General features: G+C 61.4%; 14 protein-coding genes. 2 read left to right on the forward strand and 12 right to left on the reverse strand.

The genetic code is table 11. The features are described 5' to 3' along the window. A partial coding sequence (locus B3520_RS01840; protein WP_286875219.1) for a S8 family serine peptidase occupies positions 1–1,104 on the forward strand: 1,104 nt, incomplete at its 5' end. 83 nt (positions 1,105–1,187) lie between these two features. Here the strand turns inward: B3520_RS01840 and B3520_RS01845 are convergent. The 3 genes from B3520_RS01845 to modB all read right to left on the reverse strand — a co-directional run bounded on the left by B3520_RS01845 (position 1,188) and on the right by modB (position 5,091). After that, on the reverse strand, positions 1,188–3,230 hold the full coding sequence (locus B3520_RS01845) for a hypothetical protein (RefSeq protein WP_286804160.1): 2,043 nt from the start codon (positions 3,228–3,230) through the stop codon (positions 1,188–1,190). 95 nt (positions 3,231–3,325) lie between these two features. Next, a complete protein-coding gene (modC, locus tag B3520_RS01850; protein ID WP_286804159.1) occupies positions 3,326–4,411 on the reverse strand; it encodes a molybdenum ABC transporter ATP-binding protein in 1,086 nt (361 codons plus the stop codon). Beyond that, on the reverse strand, positions 4,408–5,091 hold the full coding sequence (modB, locus tag B3520_RS01855; RefSeq protein ID WP_286804158.1) for a molybdate ABC transporter permease subunit: 684 nt from the start codon (positions 5,089–5,091) through the stop codon (positions 4,408–4,410). Before modB ends, modC begins: the two co-directional genes overlap by 4 nt. Before the next feature lie 163 nt (positions 5,092–5,254). Between modB and B3520_RS01860 the strand changes: the two genes are divergently transcribed. Then, positions 5,255–6,298, forward strand: coding sequence for a GGDEF domain-containing protein (locus B3520_RS01860; RefSeq protein ID WP_286804157.1), 1,044 nt, complete (start codon positions 5,255–5,257; stop codon positions 6,296–6,298). On the opposite strand, the gene modA is transcribed toward B3520_RS01860, so the two are convergent. The 9 genes from modA to B3520_RS01905 form a co-directional block, all read right to left on the reverse strand. After that, complete coding sequence (modA, locus tag B3520_RS01865) at positions 6,295–7,017, reverse strand: molybdate ABC transporter substrate-binding protein (protein ID WP_286804156.1); 723 nt, start codon at positions 7,015–7,017, stop codon at positions 6,295–6,297. The genes B3520_RS01860 and modA overlap by 4 nt on opposite strands. A 64-nt stretch (positions 7,018–7,081) precedes the next feature. Next, positions 7,082–8,527: a phosphate ABC transporter substrate-binding/OmpA family protein gene (locus tag B3520_RS01870; RefSeq protein WP_286804155.1), complete on the reverse strand. Its 1,446-nt coding sequence runs from the start codon at positions 8,525–8,527 to the stop codon at positions 7,082–7,084. Between the two features lie 91 nt (positions 8,528–8,618). Next, complete coding sequence (locus B3520_RS01875; RefSeq protein ID WP_286804154.1) at positions 8,619–9,308, reverse strand: polysaccharide deacetylase family protein; 690 nt, start codon at positions 9,306–9,308, stop codon at positions 8,619–8,621. Positions 9,309–9,313: 5 nt separating this feature from the next. Further along, on the reverse strand, positions 9,314–10,489 hold the full coding sequence (locus B3520_RS01880; RefSeq protein WP_286804153.1) for a glycosyltransferase: 1,176 nt from the start codon (positions 10,487–10,489) through the stop codon (positions 9,314–9,316). 13 nt (positions 10,490–10,502) lie between these two features. Then, positions 10,503–11,597 (reverse strand): sulfotransferase, encoded by a 1,095-nt coding sequence (locus B3520_RS01885; protein WP_286875222.1) that lies wholly within the window; start codon positions 11,595–11,597, stop codon positions 10,503–10,505. 46 nt (positions 11,598–11,643) lie between these two features. Continuing rightward, positions 11,644–14,205 (reverse strand): EAL domain-containing protein, encoded by a 2,562-nt coding sequence (locus B3520_RS01890; RefSeq protein WP_286804151.1) that lies wholly within the window; start codon positions 14,203–14,205, stop codon positions 11,644–11,646. Positions 14,206–14,444: 239 nt separating this feature from the next. Continuing rightward, the gene (locus B3520_RS01895) at positions 14,445–15,083 is read right to left on the reverse strand and encodes an RpiB/LacA/LacB family sugar-phosphate isomerase (protein WP_024461856.1); all 639 of its coding nucleotides are present in this window, start codon (positions 15,081–15,083) and stop codon (positions 14,445–14,447) included. A gap of 191 nt (positions 15,084–15,274) precedes the next feature. Further along, positions 15,275–17,068, reverse strand: a complete 1,794-nt coding sequence (locus tag B3520_RS01900) for a fasciclin domain-containing protein (protein WP_281273560.1) — start codon at positions 17,066–17,068, stop codon at positions 15,275–15,277. A gap of 235 nt (positions 17,069–17,303) precedes the next feature. Next, positions 17,304–17,651: extracellular solute-binding protein (locus B3520_RS01905; RefSeq protein ID WP_286875224.1), on the reverse strand; the 348-nt coding region annotated here is incomplete at its 5' end.

Raw genomic sequence — 17,651 nt, forward strand, 5'->3', positions numbered from 1 at the left:
CCGCCGCCACCGCCGCCGGTGCCACCCCCAGCACCATCAAACGATCCCGTCCCCCCGGCCCCGGACTCGCTACCCTACGAGCCGGGCGAATTACTTTTGGTGAGTGCGGATATGGCCGAGGCGCAATCGGCGGCCCGGCAACTTCAAAGCTACCAACTGCGGGTCAAATCCCGTCAGCGCCTGGACAACCTGGGCCTGGTGATCAGCGTTTTCCGTCTGCCTCCGGGGACCGACACACCCGATTTGGTCGCTCAGGTGCAAGAAGACCTGCCGGATCTGGACCTGGACACCAACCAGCGCTACCAGTTACTCAACGCCCGGCGCCGCTACGCCCAGCAGATGATCGCCTGGCCAGAAGATACCAGCGCCTGCAGCGGTCAATTCCGCATTGGCATGCTCGATACCCCCGTCAATGACCAGCACCCTGCCCTGACGGACAGCCAACTGACCCGACGCAACTTTGTGCGCGGCACCTCGGCCGAAGCACTGCACGGTACCGCGGTTGCCAGTCTGTTGGTGGGAAGCGTCAACTCGGAAACCCCGGGTCTGCTGCCCGGCAGCACCTTGTGGGCCGCCGAAGTGTTCCGCCAGCGAGGAGAGCGTACCGACACCAGCACCGAAATTCTGCTATCCGCGCTGGACTGGTTGGTCAGCCAGGAGGTACAGGCCATCAACCTGAGCCTGGGCGGTGAGCGCAACCGGGTGTTTGAACTGGCCCTGGAAAAATTGCTCGGCAGCCAGATCCTGCTGATTGCCGCCGCTGGTAATCAGGGGCCGGAGGCACCGCCAAGCTTTCCCGCCGCCCAGCCCGGTGTGATCGCCGTAACCGCCGTGGACGCCGCCGAGCGCCTGTACCCCGATGCCAACCGGGGCGATTACATCGATCTGGCCGCACCGGGCATGGAGATCTGGGCCGCCGATGGCGAGACGTCCGGGCGCTATCACACCGGCACTTCCTTCGCCGCGCCGCTGGTCACAGCCGCCTCTCTTTTGGCCCAACAGCAAGGTGCGGACCTGATGGCAGCGGTCAAAGACCTGGGGCCCACGGGGCGGGATGATCGTTTTGGCCGAGGGTTGGTGCAGGTGGGAACCTGGTGTAACTGACGCGCCATTGATGTAGACCTGCTCTTCCATAAAAAAGCCGGCTGCGAGCAGCCGGCCTGAAGATCAAAGGTTGTGGTTTCGGGTTACTGGGGGCAGTTTACGCCACCGACGGCATCCGAACATTGCAGCTCCAGTTCAATCATCTCATCGTCGGTCAGGGAACCATACTGGGAGAAGGTGTAGGCCGTGGACCCATCATCGCCGGTGACCATCACCTGTACCCACTCGTTTTCGTCAGCCAGACCTTCCGGGAATTCCAGAGTGACCGAATCACCCAGCGCTACCGCTTCGAACTCACCCAGCTCGACATAACCCGCGCGGTTGCCCTCCAGGAAAGCATCGATATCACAGCTGGTTGCCGAGGTGTCCGGACCGTTGATGCAGGAAATTTCGATGCTCTGCGCTGCGGGACCCTGCACCACGGTTTCATCCAGCACCACCGCGACGCTACTGACCAGGCTGGTTTCCATGCTGCCGGCCATGGTGACAAACTGACCATTCTGGCTGAAGGCGCCATTGGATTCGGCTGTCCACTGGAGCAGAGTCGCCTCAGCGGGAACCGCTACTGCCAGGCTGTCCTGAATCAGAATATCGGTATCGGTGAACACCGTGCCATCGGACAAGGTAGCGGTGATATCAACGGTGCAGGGAATGGACACGCCGGACTCACCCAGGCACTGAACCTCTACTTCATCAATCGGCGTGATCGCGAGGGCCACATCCACGTTTCCGGTTATGCCGGATGTTGCCGTACCTTCGGCGATGACTTGTTGACCACCCACGCTGATCGGAAAGGGGGTTTCCGCAGTCCAGGTCAACTCGCTGTTCTCATCCAGATTGTCCCAGCCGGTAACAATGGTGGCACCTTCCGCCGGAACAGATTGAGTCAGGGTTTCAGTACCATCGGTCAGGGTCACCTCGCAGCCCACGCCGGTGCCGTCCGGCAATTCACAGCGCACCACATTTTCACTGCTCGGGTCTTCCAACTCGATAATGACATCGGCGGACATATCGGTGGTTTTCTCGCCGATCAGACCAGTGTCGGACGTCGCGTACCAGTCAATGGTGGCACTGTTGGGCATATTGATGATGGTGGAGCCACCTTCGGGCAGGTAACCGTTGCGGGTAAACACCGAGCCGTCATCCAGCGTTACGCCGGCACTGATACCGCAGGGAATGGCCGTGCTGTCACTCAACCGACACTCGACATTGATGCTGCCGCCGTTTTCGAATTTGAAGTCCCAGTTCCAGGTGGAGAAGTGACTCACTTCAGCGTAGACCGCCAGCCCCACCGGTGAGGTGGCCGAGGCAACCACGGTGCCAATAATGGAATCGTCTTCAATCCACAGGCCCTGGTCTTCGTCAAAGTGCCACATGGGAATGGTGCTGCCGATCGACAGTGGCTCATTGTTGATACTCGCCACCGGTAGATCCATCTGGATCTCGGCGGTGGTGTTGGGTGCGATCTGCAGGTAATCACCCTCGGCGTTGTGCACGTCCACGGTAATCATACCGGCGCTGATCAGCTCGACCGATTCACCGCCGGCATCGGTGGCTTGACCATTGGCGGGCATGGCATTGAGCTCATCGCTGGTGATATCCCAGGGAGTAATCTGAACCGTGGCTTCACCGGAGGCGGGTTCGCCATCGGGAGTGACAAAGGCGTTGGCCGGGAAGGTCACCCGGGCGCCAAGATCCACAGCGCTCAAAGTGCGGGCCGCTTCAATGTCATCCACCGGCAGCGTCTGTTTTACCGGCACCATCCGAATGGGCATGATGCCGTCTTGCTCGCCGCTGACTCGCAGCACCTGCGGTACAAAACCATCGGCTTCGGCGCGCACCCGATAGGATGTCTGGCTCTCCGGACTGAACTCGACGCGACCGGAAACATCGCTCTGCGCACTCTGCTCATCCAGAGTCACGGTGACATCCGACAGACGTGCACCGGTGTGCGTCTGAATCATAAAACTCAGATCAACGGTTTCCGGGGTCGGCTCTGGGTCCGGCACAACGGGATCTGGCGCGGCGTTGTTATTGCTTCCACCGCAGGCAAACAGGCTGCCCGCCAGCAACGCAACTGAACACGCTTTCAGGCAGGATTGGGTTTTGGATTGGAGTGTGGTCATGGTGATGTCCTCTTCGGTTATTAGCGCACCGTAATCAACACAAGGCGCTTCCGAAGAGGTAGTTGCACCTCACTCCATAGCGGTTCAAAAAAAATTTACAACAAGGCGGCGGTTTTGATCTGGGCGTACACCGTCTGGCCCCCAGAGAGCGCGAGATCATCGGCGGACTTGCGGGTGATTCGGGCGAGCAGTGGCTGGCCCGAGCAGTCCAGATGCACGGTTACGCGGGTGTTATCGTAAGGTTCGATATTCACCACTCGCACCGGTAGGCAATTGAGAATACTGGTGTCCCGGGCCTGACTCAGGGTCAGGCTCACATCCCGGGCCGCCACCCGCAGGCGCACACTCTGCCCTTCCGAACGGGGCTGCCGGGCCAGCGTGAGGGTGCCGCCATTGAGCGCGACACGGGTCAACGCATAGTGCTCATCGTGCGCCGCCACCGTGCCGGACAACACCGCCGCGGCATCGTCGGCCCGGGCCAGGGGCAGGTCCGCCCGGGTCATCAGCTCCGCCAGCGGCCCCGCCGCCAGCACCCGACCCCGCTCCATCAGCACCAAATGATCCGCCAGGCGCGCCACTTCCTCCGGGGCATGGCTGACGTACAGCACCGGAATCTCAAGGCGATCGTGCAGTGTTTCCAGATAGGGCATGATCGCCTGCTTGCTGGTCGGATCAAGGGCCGCCAGAGGCTCATCCATCAACAACAGCTCGGGGCTGGTGGCCAACGCTCGGGCGATAGCCACTCGCTGACGTTCACCACCGGACAAACCGCTGACCGGCCGATCGATCAGGGGGGCCAAGCCGAGCCACTCGATCAACTCTTCCTGCGACAAGTGCCGCTCAGCCGCCGGGGTGCGCCTCCATCCGTACTCCAGATTGCCGCGCACCGATAAATGTTCGAACAGGCTCGGCTCCTGAAACACATAGCCCAGGCGCCGCCGATGGGTGGGCAGGAACTGCGCCCCGTCCTGCCAACAACGCTCGCCCAGATGGAGGCGTCCACCCGGCGTTTTGTCGAGCCCCGCCACCGCCCGCAGCAAGGTGGTTTTCCCGCACCCGGAGGGACCGACGATGCCGGTTACGCCCCGCCCCGGCAGGCGCAGGTCCACGGCCAGCTCGAAGTCACCCCGACGGACCTGAAAGTGCAGGGCCAACCCTTGGGTATCCGATGTTGTCGTCATCCTCGATTCACCAGGCTCAAGTGTCGATTGAAACCGTACACGGCCAGCAGCAGCACAAACGACAGGAGCAGCAGCCCGCCGGAAAGGACATGGGCACGGGCATAGTCCAGACTCTCCACGTGGTCATAAATGGCGATGGACACCACCTGGGTCTCCCCGGGAATATTGCCGCCGATCATCAACACCACACCGAATTCCCCCAGAGTGTGGGCGAAGCCGAGCACGGCCGCGGTCAAAAATCCGGAGCGCGTGAGCGGTACCACCACGCTGAAAAAGCGGTCCCAGAAACCGGCACGCAAGGTGGCCGCCACTTCCAGGGGACGTTGCCCCAACGACTGAAACGCGCCGGCCAGGGGCTGCACCACGAAGGGCAGCGAATACACCACCGAGCCGATCACCAGCCCGGTAAAGGTAAACGCCAGGGAGTAGCCGCCAAACCACTGGGCCACTTGCCCGAGGGGACCGGAAGGCCCCAACAGCAACAATAAATAGAAACCGAGAACGGTCGGAGGCAGCACCAGCGGCAGGGCCACCATGGCCTCCACCAGAAACCGGAAGCGCCAGCGGCTGCGCGCCAGCCACCAGGCCAGGGGTGTCCCGACGATCAGCAGAATAACAGTGGTGATGGCAGCGAGTTTGAGGGTTATCCCCAGGGCCACCCAGTCGGCGCTTTGAATCATGCAGCAGCTCTGTCTGTCCATTGATGACGGCCACTTTAGCACGGACCGGGCGTTTGCAAAGCCAGTGCAGACAGGCATGACAGGACTCATTCGCTGAACTAGGCTAAATAATGGAGCTCAGCAAACTGATGATAGTCGCGCCAACTCAACCCGGTTGCAATTGATGAACCTATTTGAAAGTCAGGCCCAGGCCCAGAACGTCGACAAGGACCGGCGGCAATACATCCTGTCGTTTGTGAGTTATATATCCGGCACGGTGATTCTGCTCTACGGCCTGCCCCACCTGATGTCCGGCAATGTGGCACTGGCGTCCCTGCTGCTCGGCACCTCGCTGACGTTTCTGCTCACCGTCGCTTACTACCATCGCACCGGCGACATTGACCTTGCCTGCAAGATTGAAGCCGTGCTGGTGGTCGGTTTTGTGCTGGCGCTGATCTACCACGGTGGCCATGAGAATACCGCCCTGTACTGGATATTTCCCTTCCCGGTGATACTGTTCGGGCTACTGGGGGTACGCAATGCCCTGATCGGCAATACTCTGGTCCTGCTTGCCATTGCGGTGATGCTGTTCACGCCGGACTGGATTCACGCGCAGTACCGGCCCGAGGAAACCACCCGGTTTTTTGCCTCGCTGGTGATCATGGTGATCGCCGCCGGAATCAATGATTATTTCCGCGAACGCAGTCATCACAAAATGAGCGCACTACAACTTTCCCGCGAGCAGCAGGCCAACACCGATCCGCTCACCCTGCTCCCCAACCGGCGCTTTATCGATGCCAGCCTGGAACCTCGGTTGAATCAGACTCCCGACGAGTTTCTGCCGCTCGGTATGGTGATGTGCGATATCGATCATTTCAAACAGCTCAATGACCAGTTTGGTCATCAGGCCGGAGACGATGTACTCAAAGAGGTGGCCCGCCTGTTCCGCAAGACCTTGCGCCGACAGGACGTCGCCTGCCGCACCGGAGGCGAGGAGTTTCTGATCTTTCTGCCCCGAACAGAGCTGACGGATGTGCGCATTGTGGCCGAGAAGGTACGAGCCAAACTGGCGAACACCGTTTTCCCCATCAAAGGCGCTCCCCACAGGGTCACCGCCAGCTTCGGCACGGCGGTCTGTCACAGCTCCGGTGAACTGAGCGCCACTGTGGAGTGTGCGGATGAGCGGCTTTACAACGCCAAAAAGGCCGGGCGCAACCGGGTGGCTTAGCGATACCCGCCCTCGCGAATGAGGGTGCGCGCGGTATCGCTTTGTAGAAATCGGAGGAAGGCGCGGGCCGACGGCGTGTCACGCAGCAAGATCGCCTGCTGGGCAATGGGCTGGTAGTGGGTTTCGGGCACGAGCCAATAGTGGCCCTGCGGACGGGTTTGCCACTGGGACAAGGCGATAAACCCCAGGCCCGCATTGCCCGTCGCCACAAACTGGTAGGCCTGGGCAATATTCTCACCCCGCACCGCCCGGGTGCCCACGGAGTCCCATAGCCTCATCGCCTCCAGGGCCTCTTGAGCCGCCCGACCGTAGGGCGCCAAGCGCGGGTTGGCCAGCGCAATACGGCGCGCCTGCTTCAGGGACTGCACTGGATCGGCAATCTCGCCGGTGGGGCTCCAGAGCACCAGGACGCCCATGGCATAGGTAAATCGGGTACCGGGCACGCCGACACCTTCGGTCTCCAGGCGCTGTGGCCGGGTCTCATCGGCCGCCAGAAACACATCAAAAGGCGCGCCCTGGCGAATCTGGGCGTAGTGCTTGCCGGTGCTGCCGTAGGACAGGCGCAGTTGATGCCCGGTATGTTCGGTGAAGGCGTCGGCCAGTGGTTCCATGACCCCGGCAAAGTTGCTTGCCACCGCCACTCTCACCTCGGCCGCGAGCGCGGGCATGGCCAGAAATACGACAATAAGCGACAAAAGCCAATGCGTTGGCCTGGGCATAGGGATCTCCCGATGGATGAATCAGGATTCTACCATCGGGTGGCTGCCCGCCGTGAAGTGTCGGTTACTGAGCGCGCCCGGGCCAGACACTGGACACCGCCTCGGAATCGGGCGAAGCTCGCTGCTCCAGCAAGCTGGATTTGGCACCGTTCACTACCGTCGAGACCGCGGGATCAAACAACCAGACTTCCACCCGCTGGTTTTTGATTCGCCCGGCCTCCTGACTGTCGGCCACCGGCAGATCATCGCCAAAACCCACCACCGAGGCAGCGTGAATGTCGTGGGCCCGCAGCGCCGACTTGACCCGTAAGGCCCGCATACGGGACAGAATCAGCGCACGCTCTTCGGACTGCTGACCATCCCCAAAGCCGATCAACTGCAGCTGCAGGTGGCGATTCTCCGGCCGGCTCATAAACTGGCGCAGCCGTTCGACATCCCACCGGGCTTTGTTGTCCAAGCGTGAACTGCCGGCATCAAAGCGAAAGTTGATGGACAGGCGCTCGCCGTGGCGAACCAGCTCACTGTATGCCGGCGGTGCATCGGGATGAAGAGTCGGCTTCAGACTCACGGGATTCTGGGACACAAAGCCCACCTGCGCGACCCGATGCTGTCCGGCCTCACTCTGGGCAAACCCGATAAACTCCTGCACCAGGGGCGGCGTCTGGCCCGGGAGGGTGTACAGAAACAGGCGCCGGGACAGCGCGTAGTCTTCAGTGGCCACGTACAGCGGCTCCGGGCCCAGGGGGCTGATGCCATCCTGGGAGACGCTGACCGGTTTGGCCTGACGGACCGAGGCCAGACCCACAAAGCCGATGGCCCCCGGGTCCGCCGAGACCGAATCGGAGAGCCGGTCATTGGACTCAAAGCGGCGCGCCTGGGCATTCAGCGAGTAATCGCCCTTGAGCACCATACTCTTGAAGCTGTCCCAGGTACCCGATTTGTTGTCCCGGGCATAGAGGCTGACCGGCCGATTCGGCCCACCCAACTGCGCCCAGTTGCGAATCTCGCCCGAGAACAGGCGGGCTATTTCGGTGACCGTCAGCGCCTCCAGCGGGTTGCTGGGGTGAACAATGACCGCGAGCCCGTCGATCGCCACCACATGCTCGGCGTCAAAGTGGCGCATCGCACCAAAATCCGCGAGCAGCGTCTGTTCCGAGGCTTTGATGGGACGGGACGCCATGGCGATCTGCGCCTCACCGGAAGCAAGGCCGCGCATGCCGGTACCGGAACCATGGGCGGCCACGTCGATATAGACGGTCTGGCCGGCCACCCGGCCCTCGATCCGGTATTCGTTAGGCTCGGTGCGAGCTCGAATGCTGACCTCGGTTGCGCCCTTGGCAACCAGATAATCTTTGGCGAGACTGGGGGCCAGGCTGGCGCCAATGGTATTGGACCCGTGCAGACTGAACAGCAGGCCACTCTCTCCGGAGGCAAACGGCGTGATCGCCGCCATGGCACCGCACGACAACAACCAGACTGACACGACCCAGGTCAAACAACGCAGTCTCATACACGGACTCCCTTTGAATACAGGCGCGCCAGCATAGAGATCCTTTGTTACGACTCTGTGACGCTCGTCGGCGCACTATGAGCGAGGCGGATCAGAACAGCGTCCGGTAATCGATACAACGGGTCAGAGGCGCAAGCGTCTGGCTCAGATCCCCGGCCAGGTGCAGCTCGGCATCGCCCGGGTGCAACGCAATGCGCAACGGGTGGCGTTCACTGGTGAACCCCCGGTTGCAGCGATTCCAGAACCGCAGCCCCAGGGCCCGCAGCGGGGTATCGGCCTCGAACCCCACCAGCGGTAATCGCCGCCGCACGCCGGTGGCGGTGTGGAGGAGCCCCGAGGCGGTTTCCACATAGGTAAAGGGCGACTCGGCCAGATCCTCACCCCTGAGCTCTCCCAGGGCCCAGGCCGGCGGAACATACAGCTCCGGCGGGGCCAGTCGATGACGGGCAAACCAACGGTGGTTATCGGCCAGCAGTGCCCTGAGCGCGGCGCGCGGCTGACTCAGATGCTCGGCCGCCTGGCGGGAAATCAGGTGGGCGTGACAGCGGTGATACCAGCCCCGGACCCGCTCGGCCCGATGAAACCAGCCGTGTCCCGCCAGCTCCAGCCCCCTGGACTGCCAGCAACCCAGGCGGGCCAGATCTCCGGGGCGCCAATCCCGCCCCGGTACCACCAGTAACACGGTACCGGGCCGGGCCGACACCGGCACCATGGACAGCAGTGCCTCCACCCGATCCAGGGTCTCCGGCATCACATCGTGGATGGATAACAACGCTTCCACGGCCGTCAGTCCAGCACGGAGGCGACCGCGGGCGGCGGAACGGACGGTAGCGTCGAGCGCTGGGCCACGGTATGGGTCAGCAGCTCACACCAGTGCGCGAGGCAGCGTTCATTGAGCGCACTGGCCACCTGCGCGGCGGTGCAGGCCCGCTGCCGGCGCTCGGCGGGGGTGCGGGCTCGCAGTTGGGTCAGCGCCTCGGCCGCACTCTGTGACGGGTCGATGATGGTCAGCCCGGGGCACAGGTCGGGCCACTGGGTGATACCACAGCCGGAGGACACCATGACCAACCGCTCCCGCACCATGGCCTCCAGCGCGATGGTGCCAAAGGATTCAAAGTGTGAGGGCAACAGCAGCAGGTCGTGGTCATCCACTTCCGCCCGCAGCGCCTCGCGATCGAGCCAACCCAATAAGCGCAGGTTCGGGCAGGCACGGGCGGCGTCCGTCAGCTCGCGACGCAGCGGCCCGTCGCCGGCAATACTGAACACCATATCCCGGTGCACCCGGGCGGCTTCGATGACCGCGGTGAGGTTTTTCTCCGCGGCCAAGCGGCCGGCAAACAGGACGCGACGCAATTGGCCGCCGTAGGGGCGACGGGGTGTGCAGGCAAACTCCGCCGAAATCGGCGTGCCGATCAATCCGGTAGAGGGCGCCCCCATCCGCTGGGCCAGCTCCAGCATATTCCGGGAATTGCCCAGCACCGAGCGGGACCGGGCAAACAGGTAGCGGTGGGAGCGATCGAACAGCCGGTGGACCAGCCGGCCCCGCCAGGAGCCCTGCCAGTAGAGTTCAGTCAATTGCTCAAAGGCGGTGTGAAAGCCCGCGAGTACGGGAATCCCCAGGGATTTCGCCAGGCGCGCCCCCAACAGCCCATAGGGCCCCGGCGTGGCCACAATCATCACCTGAGGCGCGAGCTCCCGAAGCGCCTGCCGGAGCGCCCAGGGATTGGGAATGCACAGCTTCTGGGTACGGTCACCGGGCAGCGGCAAGGCCAGCCCCGCGCGCCATCGGCCCCCTTCCACCCGGGGCGAAAACAGCACAATGCGCTCCAGCTCCGGTGCCAGCTGCTCCATCAGATCCTGATAGTAAGCACCCACTCCGTTTCGACCGGGGGCGGCGTCGGATACGACCGCCACCCGCAGGGCCTCGGGCAACAGTAAAGGGTGGCGCGGTTCAGGGCTCATAGGACGACTCCGCTCATGGGTGAGGCCAGACAGACACAAAACGTTGACGAATACCGGCCTCACTCAGGCCGAACTCCGCCAGATCATAGCGGTGACCCGGACCGGCATCGCGGCGCGATTCGTCACTAAGTGCGACGGCGCCCCCTGAAGGCAAAGGCTGGCCGAGAAACGCGTAGAGTCGGAACCACCCCCGGGTATCCAGCCGCGAGAGTTCGGCCAGCGGCAGAATCTGCACCCAGGGTGCCCCGCGCAATGCCAGAACCCGGCGGTAATAGCCGTGCAGCACGGTAATCATCCGCTCGCTCAGCTCCGGTGCGACGGAATCGCCGCCCCACAGACGCAGCACCGGGCGCAACGCACTCAACTGGGAGGGCACCGCCTCCTCCGGGCGACGCACACAGGCAATAAAGCGGGCGTCGGGAAACGCGGCGCGCAAGTCCTGAATCCAAGGCGTAAAGGAAGGGTTTTTACTCAGCAGTCGCTTATCGCGGCCGTTAAAGTACAGGTGCCGCTGCAGGCAGCGCCGATAGAACGCCAGCATTGCGCGGCGCTCCGGGGCCGGCACCGCGTCATCAAAAAAGGCCAGACGCCAGTAGCGCTCCGCCCCTGGGCACAGCAACGCCGGCAGAAAACAGCCCCCCCGGTACAACAGCAACAGAAAATCTTCCTCCGGCTCCTGCCAAACCAACCGGTGCACTCGATCCATGGCTGCCCAGCGCCAGCGCCCGATCCAGCGCCGCAGCGGCGCCAGACACCAACCGACGAAACGCCAGAAATAGCGCTCGGAAATCGACGGCGCAAGCAGGCACTCCCACAGCGTCAGGGTCGTGAACGCCGGATCGTCCGCCAGGCGCCGCTGCAGAAAGGTGGTGCCACTGCGCGGCACGCCCACGATAAACACCGGAGCGCGCACGGCGACACGGCGGTAGCCGCGAAACAGCAGCTCATCGAGCAGGAAACCGAGGGCGTGGCAGAGAAACAGCAGACCGCTGCCCAACCAGAGCAGCAACAGTAGGGGCCAGCGCCACCAGCAGGCGCGCCAACCGTTGGCGGGCAGTGCTCGAAGCAGGTGCCCACCCAATCTCATCCAGGCCATCATCAGGTGCATGGCGCCTATGCAACCGCACTAGCATGACAATCCAATGACAGCGGTGTTAATTGAGTGGGGTGACGGCCAGTCGCTGGTCTTTGCGCCACTGCTCCAGCGGTGCGGGCTTACCGTACAGGTAACCCTGCAGAAAGGTGCAGCCGAGGGCTTCCAGACGTTTGGCCTGGGCCTCGGTTTCCACGCCCTCGGCGAGCACCTCCAGATCCAGGCTCTGGCCGAGGGCAATGATGGTGCGGACAATGGCCTCGTCGTTCGGATCGGTCAGCAGATCCCGGACGAACGACTGATCCACTTTGAGCAACTGCAGTGGCAATCGCTTGAGGTAACTCAGGGAGGCATAGCCGGTCCCGAAATCATCCAGCGCAAACCGTATGCCGTGGGCCCGCAGGCTTTCCATCCGCTCGATCACCTGGTCCAGTTCATCGATCAACAGGCTCTCGGTCACCTCCAGCTCCAACCGCTCCGGGGGGCACCCCGAGGCTTCCAGGGTGTTTTCCAGGTGATCCACAAAGTTGGGGTGGCGGAACTGCGCCGGGCTGATATTGACCGCCAGGACCACGCCTTTGAGCAGCTCATCCCCCTGCCAATCCGCCAGGTAGGCACAGGCCTGCTCCAGCACCCACTCCCCCAGAGGCACAATCAGACCGGTGCTCTCGGCCAGAGGAATGAACTCGGCCGGGGAGATCATCCCCAGCTCGGGATGCTCCCAGCGGGCGAGCGCTTCCATGGCCACCACCTCGCCGCGCGTGTTGACCTGCGGTTGCAGATGCAACGCCAGGCGGCGCGATTCGATGGCCTGACGCAGCGCCCCTTCCAACTGAGTACGCCGATTGATCGCCACCTGCATCGCCGGATTGAAAAACTGCAGCCGGTTGTGACCCAGTCGTTTCGAGGCCTGCAGCGCCAGATCCGCGCCCTTGAGCAGAGTGTCGGTGTCCTCACCGGCATCGGAAAACAGGGCAACCCCCAGACTCACGCTGATCACATAGGGGGCGCCGCCAAGCTCAAAGGGCTCGGCCAGGGCGGTCAGCCATTCATCGGCCAGGTTACGCACCGCCACAACGGCCCGGTCCGGCTGCAGCGCCAGGTCCTCCAGCAGCACCACAAATTCATCGGCGCCGAAGCGCGCCAGGGTGTCGGTGGCGCGCAACTTGCGCTGAATACGCTCCGCCACCGCGCACAGCAGCTGGTCGCCGGCATCATGTCCCAGGGAGTCATTCACACTTTTGAAGTTGTCCAGATCCAGCAGGACCAGGGCCCCGTCGTAGCCGGTGCGGGTACTGCTGAACAGCCCGTGCCGGACCCGATCAAGCAGCAACCGCCGGTTGGGCAGGCCCGTCAGGGCATCAAAAAACGACAATTGGTGAAGCTGCTCCTGGATATGGCGATGTTCCGTAATATCGGTGGATATGCCGCACAGCGCGTAGATATCGCCGGACGGCGTACGCAACGGCAACTTTTCCGAAAGAAACACACGGGACGTTTCACGGCCTTTAACCCGGCTCACCTCTTCATTGGAAAATCGCTCGCCACGCAGTAACACACGACTGTCATTTTCTTTTAGCAGGCGAGCAGTCTCCGCATCGAAAAAGTCTTCATCTCGATTGCCAACAATAGCGTCTGGTGGGGCACCCAACAGGTCAGCGACTTTCTGATTGACATACTGGTAGCGCAAATCCGTTCCCTTGATATAGATATGCGCCTGCACACTGTTGAGAATGGTGCTCAGCTTCTGTTCGCTTTTCTGCAGTTGCTGCGTCTGGCGCTGCACCTGACGGCGCAACAGCGCACTGAACAGCAGCGCGGCCAACAGCATGGCACTGAGACCGGCCAGGCTCCACCAAAGCCAGGTCGGCAGAGGCCCGGACTCCCGCTGGGGCTCCCAGCGACGCAGCGTTTCGAAATACAGGGACCCCGGATCATTGCGCCATAGGTCCAGATAGTCATCGATGGTGGTCAACACCTTCGGCAGTCGCCCGGGGGTCACCGCGTAATACAGCCGGCTGGGCAAAAACACCACCGGCGCCCGCACCAGGTCGGTTCCCTGGGCTCGCTGATCGCCATAGAACTGATTCGCCGCCACCGCATCGGCTTGCTGGTCCAGCACCGCCTGAAAGCCCGCCTCCAGGCTGTCCACCAGCACCCACTGGACCGGCAGCTCCATGCTTGAGAAGAACGTCATCAGATAATCGTGCTGCACCGAGCCCTGGAGCACCGCCAGCCTCCGCCCCTGTAACTCCAGCAAACTGGTGGGTTGCTCCGTCCCGGCCGCGACATAGATCTGGGACCAGCTCAGGAGCGCGGGAATCTCATGGAAATCAAACCGCGTGGCCCGCGAGGGGGTCAGAGCCACATCCGGCATCAGGTCGATTTCACCGTTGGCCAGGGCGCTCAGGCAAGCCTGCCAGAGACAGGCCACCGGCTCGAGTTGCCAGCCCTCCTGCTCGGCGATATGAAGCAGCAGATCGCCGAGAATGCCCGAGGGCTCACCGGTTTCACTGAGGAAAATTTTGGGGGGATTTTCGTACACGCCAACCCGCAGGTGTGGCGCTTCTGGCTCACTGCGGGACTCCGCGGCCATCACCGGCAAGGCAACAACGCAGGCCAATAGGAGCAGCCCTGCCCGCCTGCCCCACCGCCGGGGCATCGCCAAACCAACGTTACCTAGTCGCAAACGAGGAGTCCTTACCGCCGATGAATGAGGTCGCCCGGAACCCCGGGCGACGCTATGCGATCAGCCTTAGTTATAGCAGAGACACAGGGGCAGGTCTCGTTGATTTTGGCGATAGGCACAAAAAACCCCACGCAGTGGTGGGGTTTTTTGGTTCAGCGAGCCGGATGTTTCAATCAGGCATCGAGCACACTGCGCACGTAATCGGCCAGCGCCTGATCCTGACAGTGCTCGAAGAAGCACGCCTGGAAGCGCTCGCCGGTCACGGCGGTTTTGACCAGTTCCTGATCCAGGGCCTTCAGGCCGTCCAGGTAATCCTTGGACATGGCATCTTTTACGCCATCCAGAATGTGGGCGTTCTGCACCTGGCTCTCTTTGCGCTCGGGCGGGTAGCCCTGGCCTTTCTCGCCGGTGAAGGCCTTTTCGAAAATGTAGCGGCAGTTCAGCTCGGCACCCCAGCCAAAGCCTTTGGCAAACGGCAGTGCCAGCGCGTTGCCGTTGTTGATCTGGGCAAACAGGTAGGCATCAGAGGGGTCGATGCAGTAGCCGCAGACCACGCCCGGGTGCGCGTTCAGGGACATCAGGGCGCCCTGCCCGGTGCCGCAACCGCTGATCACGAAATCCACGGCTTTGGAGTTCAGCAGCAGACCGGCCATGATACCCAGGTGGATATAGGTCAGGCGGTGGTCGTTATCGCCGTTCATACCCACGTTGAACACCTGATGGCCCAGGTCATCGGCCACGGCATTCAGTTGCTCCAGCACAATCGGGTTCTTGCCCGCTTGGCTGAATTCGTTCATCAATGCAATTTTCATATCACTCGTTCTCCCAAAGAAATCAATCATCAATACAGCGTTTACGTTTTTATTTGTACGACATTATACGCTCTGAGCTGCGGTATCGTCCAATCGCCAGCAGGGACCATAAAAAAAAACCCCGGTATCTCGCGATACCGGGGCCAAGCACGTTTCCGATGCCCGCCTTCTCAGGCGGGCATCTCCCAGCACTACTGAGCCGGAGGCATAATCACAGTGTCAATGACATGGATCACACCGTTGGTGGTGTTGATATCCGCTTCGGTGACATTCGCACCACCGACCTGCAACATACCATCCACGATTTCCACGCTAATGTTGTTGCTTGCCGCTGTCTCCACGGTAGTACCGTTGAGCGTGTAGGCCGTTACGGAATCTACTGCAGCGCCACTGACCACATGAGACAGCAATACTTCAGTAAGCGCCTCCTGATCGGCCAACAGCGCATTCAGGTCTTCTTCCGGAATTTTGTCGAATGCAGCGTTGGTCGGTGCGAACACGGTAAAGGTCGCGTCCGGGTCGTCCAAAGTCGCTACCAGGTTTGCCTGCTGAAGCGCAGTCACCAACGTGGAGAAGCGATCCTGTGCGACTGCAGCCCCTGCAATGGTTGCATCGACAGTCTGAGGCGCCGGCGGCATCATCACTTTATCGATCACGTGAATCACACCGTTGTCGGCCAGAACGTTGGCGGTAGACACGGTAGAAGTGTTGATCAGCAGACTCTCTCCTGACAAGGACAGACCGGCGCCATCACCATTGGCCATCTCTACCACGGAGTCATTGCTTTGAGCGACGCTGATGGCGGCATCAGCCAGAATCGGATCGCCGGCAATCACGTGGTACAGCAGGATGTCAGACAGAGTGTCGGTGTCTGCCAAGAGGGCATTGATGGTGTCGTCACCCAGCTCGGCAAAGGCGGCATCGGTCGGCGCAAACACGGTGAAAGACGAATCCAGGTCGGCCAAAGTGGTATCCAGACCTGTCGCCTCCAAAGCCGCGATCAGCGTTTCGAAGTTACCCGCGTCACTGGCCACATCAACAATGGACATGGGCGGAGCCGGCAATTCAACGTCGCCGACGATCACAGAATCGATTACGTGAATCACACCGTTGCTGGCGTAAATGTTGGTCATGGACACCACGGAACCACCTACGGTCAGCATACGGCTGTCGTTAATGGCGACGGGTATTTCCGCTCCACCCAGTGTTTCAACACTGGTGCCGTTTGCGGCGTAAGCACCCACGTTATTCACTTCGGCACCGGAGACCACATGCTGGCTCAGAACTGCGGTCAGCGCTTCTTCGTCATTCAGCAGGGCCTGAAGGTTCTCTTCACCGACGGCTTCAAACGCCGCATTGGTGGGAGCAAATACCGTGAAGGTTGCATCCGGGTCGTCGAAGGTGGGGACCAGACCGGCGGTATCAAGAGCCGTTACCAGAGTTGACAGACTTTCGGTAGCGACCGCCAGGTCGGCAATGGTCTGCTCGCGATCACCGTTTTCTTCCGGTGGCATCAGCACCGCGTCAATGACATGAATCACGCCATTGTCGGCTTCCACATCCACCATGGTCACCAGCGACAGATTGACCAGCAGGTCTTCGCCCCAGAGGGACAGACCGACGCTATCACCGTTGGCCATTTCCACGGTGGTTCCCGCGGCGGCCACGGCACCGGTCGAATCCACTTCAGCACCGGAAATTACGTGGTAAAGGAGAATGTCCGAGAGGGTGTCGGTGTCTTCCAACAAAGCGCTGATGGTTTCTTCACCGAGCAAAGCAAAGGCATCATCGGTGGGGGCAAACACCGTGAATTCGCCTTCTGGATCGTCGAGGGTTTCGTCCAGACCGGTTGCCTCAAGGGCGGCGACCAGCGTGGTAAAATTACCGTTGTCGACGGCAACGTCAACGACGGTATTCACTTCCGGTTCGGGCTCCGGCATCGGAAGCGGATCGTCATCATCACTGCCACAAGCTATCAAGCTCATAGACAGACCCAATATTCCCGTATATTTCAATAACGCGTTCATGGTGTTAGCTCCTGATTGTTAGCATTACTGTTGAACTACGTTGCGCTATACGGGGGGATTTTTTTTCAGGATCACAAATAAAACGCGAAAAGATTAAATATTGATCAAAGGGATGTTTTTGACGACAGATAGATTATTTCGGTGCAAGAGTGGCGGGGAAAGTGGCACCACATGAGGTGCCACTATCAGTACTCTATCGAGGAAGGGACTTGGGAACCATCACCGGGCGCTCGGCCCAGCGTTCAAAGCGCGGGGCAATGCGGTCCAGGTTGTCCGACCACCAGTGGGCATCAAGCTCGATCGCGGTTTTCAGGTTCTGCTCCGAGGTAGGCAGCCGCTTGCGCAACTCGGGTTCCAACAAAGCCAGCGAGGACTGACGAACCGGTCCGTAGGGGATGTAACGCGCCTGGGCGGCCAGACTTTCTGTGGATGTGGCGTACTTCAAAAAATCCATGGCCTGTTCGGTATTGCGGCCGTGCCGGGGTATGCCCCAGACATCGTAAAACCAGACCTGATGGTCCCAGACAATCTCCAGTGGTTC

Source organism: Marinimicrobium sp. UBA4509, from assembly GCF_002388575.1.
In the GTDB taxonomy this organism is placed as follows: Bacteria; Pseudomonadota; Gammaproteobacteria; order Pseudomonadales; family Cellvibrionaceae; genus Marinimicrobium; species Marinimicrobium koreense.

Bases quoted from the DNA above. Each gene is read 5' to 3' on its own strand.
- B3520_RS01845 (WP_286804160.1), bottom strand. From the start codon at position 3,230: ATGACCACACTCCAATCCAAAACCCAATCCTGCCTGAAAGCGTGTTCA.
- modC (WP_286804159.1), bottom strand. From the start codon at position 4,411: ATGACGACAACATCGGATACCCAAGGGTTGGCCCTGCACTTTCAGGTC.
- modB (WP_286804158.1), bottom strand. From the start codon at position 5,091: ATGATTCAAAGCGCCGACTGGGTGGCCCTGGGGATAACCCTCAAACTC.
- B3520_RS01860 (WP_286804157.1), top strand. From the start codon at position 5,255: ATGAACCTATTTGAAAGTCAGGCCCAGGCCCAGAACGTCGACAAGGAC.
- modA (WP_286804156.1), bottom strand. From the start codon at position 7,017: ATGCCCAGGCCAACGCATTGGCTTTTGTCGCTTATTGTCGTATTTCTG.
- B3520_RS01870 (WP_286804155.1), bottom strand. From the start codon at position 8,527: ATGAGACTGCGTTGTTTGACCTGGGTCGTGTCAGTCTGGTTGTTGTCG.
- B3520_RS01880 (WP_286804153.1), bottom strand. From the start codon at position 10,489: ATGAGCCCTGAACCGCGCCACCCTTTACTGTTGCCCGAGGCCCTGCGG.
- B3520_RS01885 (WP_286875222.1), bottom strand. From the start codon at position 11,597: ATGCACCTGATGATGGCCTGGATGAGATTGGGTGGGCACCTGCTTCGA.
- B3520_RS01895 (WP_024461856.1), bottom strand. From the start codon at position 15,083: ATGAAAATTGCATTGATGAACGAATTCAGCCAAGCGGGCAAGAACCCG.
- B3520_RS01900 (WP_281273560.1), bottom strand. From the start codon at position 17,068: ATGAGCTTGATAGCTTGTGGCAGTGATGATGACGATCCGCTTCCGATG.